The sequence below is a fragment of the Streptococcus suis genome (assembly GCF_002960445.1).
Lineage (GTDB): Bacteria > Bacillota > Bacilli > Lactobacillales > Streptococcaceae > Streptococcus > Streptococcus hyiners.
This window is the reverse complement of sequence record NZ_POJD01000245.1, coordinates 1-295: the sequence shown is the minus strand read 5'-3', so window position 1 is coordinate 295 and position 295 is coordinate 1. Positions and strand designations below refer to the sequence as shown.

Genomic DNA, 295 nt, shown 5'->3' with positions numbered 1-295 from the left:
TGGTACAATACCTGTAGCTTCAGTAATAGCTGCCTGTGTATCTTGAATTTCTCTCTGTACTTGCTCCCCAGAAATAGTGACTAGATTGGGATGATTCCACGTATGGTTGGCGATGACGTGCCCTTCTGCTACCATTCTACGGAGAATAGCTTCATTCCCAGCTACAGCCTTACCAACAACAAAGAAAGTTGCTTTGGCATTATATTTTTTCAGTAAATCTAAAACTACCGGTGTTGTGTTCGGATTGGGTCCATCATCAAAGGTTAGAGCGACCTGTCTCAAATGTTTCTTATCC

Annotated in this window: 1 protein-coding gene; it reads right to left on the bottom strand. The window is 42.4% G+C overall.

Annotation, left to right across the window (positions count from 1 at the left end; translation table 11 throughout):
- Window positions 1-295 (bottom strand): polysaccharide deacetylase family protein (locus C1G53_RS09150; protein WP_153046694.1); only part of this gene is annotated, 295 nt, incomplete at both ends.